Genomic DNA, 3,714 nt, shown 5'->3' on the forward strand with positions numbered 1-3,714 from the left:
GTGTACGGATAAAGTTTGTCAGCGACAAAAAGGGTGGAGGCCCCAGCCACATCCCGGCACACACGTCGCCTGCTGCGGCTGCTCCCTTCCGGGCCTGACCGAGTTCACAAGTTAGTGTTGCGGGAGGACCAGAGCCTCCATTGATTTGTTTTCTTGGCTTGCTAGCCAAAGAGTGCGGCGATTATCAAGCATCATAGTAATGATTGCAAGCCGAAATCCCAATGGATGGAAGCTTTTTGTTTTAAGTGAACACCATTTGAACAAATCTTCTGTTTTCTCTTCTACTCAATAAAATAGGTGAACTATTTTAGCTCTTGTTTGAACTTCTGATTATCTTGAGAAGAGGCTTTGTATTATCTCGTTGGCCGCTACCGTGGTGCTTACTTTGGTACATGGCAATATCAGTTTGGTGCAATACTTCTTCCAGGCTCATGAAATGATCTCTGTAATTCGACACACCAATCGCCACATTGACTTTTATGTTTAAATTTCGAGCAGAATCGCTGTAGGTAAAGGACTCTAACTGCATTAACACAGGCTCAAGCTTCTCATCACTATATTGCCCAATCAGGATAAACTCATCACCCCCGATTCGGTAACTACGACCACGCCAAATAGAATCGATGCGGCTGGCAAGTGCTTTCAATACCTCATCCCCCACTTCATGACCATAGTTATCGTTTATCGGCTTAAAGTTATTCACATCTAAATAAATCAAGGTTAGATCGCTGTTTAAGCCTCTCGAATAACGGCGATATAAAGCTCGGCGATTACGCAGCTTGGTTAAATTATCGGTAACAGATTGTGAGTGTAGATAGAAAGCGACCACTAACAAGAAGCCAAATACCAACGTAAACAGCCATTGAGTGTGGCGTGAAAAAGTTTTCTCGGCCGCTAACGTTGCTCGCCAATTCGGTTGATAATCATAGGTGTTGATGATTTTCTGCGTATCAATCATCTTAATAGCACGAGTAAATAAAGGAGCCAGCGAAGCGCCCATGCTATTTTTGGGAAAGCCCATTGCAATCTCAGACGAGTAAAAACTGCCGATAAATAGATCTTCCTCCAACGGCAATAAGTTATCCGCTTCGCGCAATATTTGGTTAAAGTTGGCACGGTTTAGAACGATGTAATCGACCTCCTTACCGAGCAAGGCTTTGACCAATTCATTTTGAGTTTTATAAACATGTAGCACTTTATTGGGCAGCATTTTTCCTAACAGCTCTTCAAAGAAATCTTCTTTAATCACGCCGATGCGCTCAACAATTAATTCCGACACATTGCTGTAAACATTGTCTTTGTAATTTTCACGCTTAATCAAGACGGCTTCAGGCTGGTAATACGTGTCACTAAAATAAACGTCGGATTTTCGTTGTTGAGAGACGGTAACTGGTACTAGGATATCAATGCGTTTATTGACCAAATCGGCATACATACTCTCCCACGTTTCGTCTGGCTGGCTGGCTGGCTGGCTGGCCAGTTCGCATTTGAGCAACAGAATGTCACATGCTTTAAAAACAATGTCCGCGTTTATTCCTTTCACTTTACCATCGTGCTGATACTGAGCAAATTGGCTGATGTTCTCCAATTTTACTTTTAACGGTCGCTGCACGTTTAAGCCACTATCGATGACTGATTGACGCAACGCCTGCTTGCGGATATCAAATTGGTATTTTTGTACTGATTCTCTAAGCAGTTTTTGTACCGACGCTGAGTGTACATATTCTTGAATTTTGTTGAGTAATAAAGTGTTGTGCCCTTTTGGCGTAATAATGGCAACCGGCTGAATAGGCAGTTGGTCATTAAGCAATTGAGCATCGAGCCCTGCCATCAACATCGGCTTTAATTGATTAATCGCGTCTACGACCACATCGACTTCAGCCGTGCTTAAAAGTTCTTTGGCACGCCGAGCACCATCATACTCAATCTGTATAATATGAGGAAAATAAGCGGCAATCAGCTCACCATAAATCGTTCCTTTGGGAACCCCGACCCTCGCCAGATCGGTTAACTGTACGTTGCTGTGGCTAAATGCATAGGTGTATTCAATATTGGTAGGACTAGAGAAATCAAAGCGTTGAGCACGCTGTTCGGTGTAAGTCACATTGGCTGCAAAATCGCTCTCCCCTTGTTCGATAGCGGTCAAGATCGCATCAAAGCTGGGGTAATTAACATAGTCAATCTCAAGGCGAAATTGGTAAGCAATGGCATCAAACAAAATACGCGTGACAACATCGTCCGCTTCTGTCGCTACTCGATATGTTTTAGCGTTGATTATGGGAGCACTGATGACGCTGTGTGCCGCCGTTGCTAGCCATAAAAGACCTATTAGCCGAAATGCACGAACCATGACGTTTATATTATTGTAATGAGAGGTGAGCATCATATACTAATGCTCTATATATGCATAAGAATGAAGTCACAACTTCACCCACAACATGCTCTAATCTACATTCAGTTGTGTTCTGGTCATTCGGTATTCTCTTCGGTGCTCTTGAGTAGATAATCAGTCATCCAAGCGGTAGCCAGCAAACAGATCCAAACCACGAATACGGGGTTTGGTACGTCACTTGTGGGCGAGACGACTAAGCTTGCAAAGCCTACCGTTGGAAGTGTCCAGCATAACAAACCATTCCAATTCACCGCGACTGGTTTGGATTGGGTTAAACTTTCCATCGACGCCATAATGCCAGTAATGCTTAACGCAACTAACACCGCATACGAGAAATCGGCCATCCATAGCGGTAGCAGTAACCCTAACGCCCACCAACGGTGCTTATTGGATGGTTTCCAGTGCGCAACCGACCACCAAACAACGATAACAGAAAGAGTCTGAATAACAGTCAGCCAGCCTGTACCGCCTAATTTCCCAGCCGATTGAGTAACGATGATACCGACTTGCAACGTCAATACGATCAACGTGCTCACTAAGATAACGCCCATGCTACTGCGTTTAGAAAAGGCCACCGTCAACAAAGGCAGCAACACCCAAACACTGACAGAAAGAGCGATTGGCTGATAAGATAAAGTGAAACCATAAGCGGTCATTGCAGCCAATAACAACACACCCGCGACGCCCCCTTGCGGTAAAATCCACAGCGCAGGGATCACGATGGCCAGCACGGGGATGTCCCCTTCGCTTAAACCTATGGCTCTTGCACAAACCACAGCCAACAAGGTTGTGATTAAAAATTGAAAGGTAGAAAATAGCATGCCCTCTCCTTATACCGTTCCTTGGTAACTATCGAACTAGGACACTGCTAGTATGGACGAATTGTCAGCATGAACCAATTTTTAGCGCAGATTTTTGCAGTTATACATCAAATTCCCCCAGGAAAAGTGACAACCTATGGGGAAATTGCTCGCTTAGCTGGCTACCCCGGCTACGCACGACATGTTGGAAAAGCATTAGGTAACCTACCTAAAAACAGCCGATTACCTTGGTTTCGTGTGATCAACAGCAAAGGAGAGATTTCGCTAAAAGGAGAGGATTTATTACGTCAACGACAGAAATTGATCGCCGAAGGCGTCGAAGTGAACGAGCATGGCAAAATAAAACTTCGATTATACCAGTGGCGCCCCTAAGCCCCTTTCGGTCAAGCGCCTTTCCCGCTTATCTAGCACGGGAAAGGGCTGCTTTACTATTTCTTGTTTTACTGTTTTTTATAGTATTGCGTCTATTTTATTGCTTCTGTTTTTACTACTGTTTAACAC

The 3,714-nt window shown here is 44.3% G+C and carries 3 protein-coding genes and 1 other RNA gene; 1 reads left to right on the forward strand and 3 read right to left on the reverse strand.

Annotated features, from left to right (window positions below; translation table 11 throughout):
• Positions 1–37: 37 nt before the first annotated feature.
• The 3 genes from ffs to AACQ17_RS07585 form a co-directional block, all read right to left on the reverse strand.
• An RNA gene (ffs, locus tag AACQ17_RS07575) (signal recognition particle sRNA small type) lies at positions 38–134 on the reverse strand.
• 173 nt (positions 135–307) lie between these two features.
• Positions 308–2,386, reverse strand: coding sequence for a GGDEF domain-containing protein (locus AACQ17_RS07580; RefSeq protein ID WP_094146838.1), 2,079 nt, complete (start codon positions 2,384–2,386; stop codon positions 308–310).
• 83 nt (positions 2,387–2,469) lie between these two features.
• Entirely contained in the window at positions 2,470–3,213 is a 744-nt protein-coding gene (locus AACQ17_RS07585; protein WP_017045285.1) for a hypothetical protein, read from the reverse strand.
• Between the two features lie 69 nt (positions 3,214–3,282).
• On the opposite strand from AACQ17_RS07585, the gene AACQ17_RS07590 reads away from it, so the two are divergent.
• Positions 3,283–3,585 (forward strand): MGMT family protein, encoded by a 303-nt coding sequence (locus AACQ17_RS07590; protein ID WP_094146837.1) that lies wholly within the window; start codon positions 3,283–3,285, stop codon positions 3,583–3,585.
• Positions 3,586–3,714 lie beyond the last annotated feature (129 nt).

Source organism: Vibrio sp. V10_P2A27P122 (assembly GCF_963874335.1).
In the GTDB taxonomy this organism is placed as follows: Bacteria; Pseudomonadota; Gammaproteobacteria; order Enterobacterales; family Vibrionaceae; genus Vibrio; species Vibrio anguillarum.

What these genes read in the sequence shown, in the direction of transcription:
- AACQ17_RS07580 (WP_094146838.1), bottom strand. Translation starts at nt 2,386, where the DNA reads ATGATGCTCACCTCTCATTACAATAATATAAACGTCATGGTTCGTGCA.
- AACQ17_RS07585 (WP_017045285.1), bottom strand. Translation starts at nt 3,213, where the DNA reads ATGCTATTTTCTACCTTTCAATTTTTAATCACAACCTTGTTGGCTGTG.
- AACQ17_RS07590 (WP_094146837.1), top strand. Translation starts at nt 3,283, where the DNA reads ATGAACCAATTTTTAGCGCAGATTTTTGCAGTTATACATCAAATTCCC.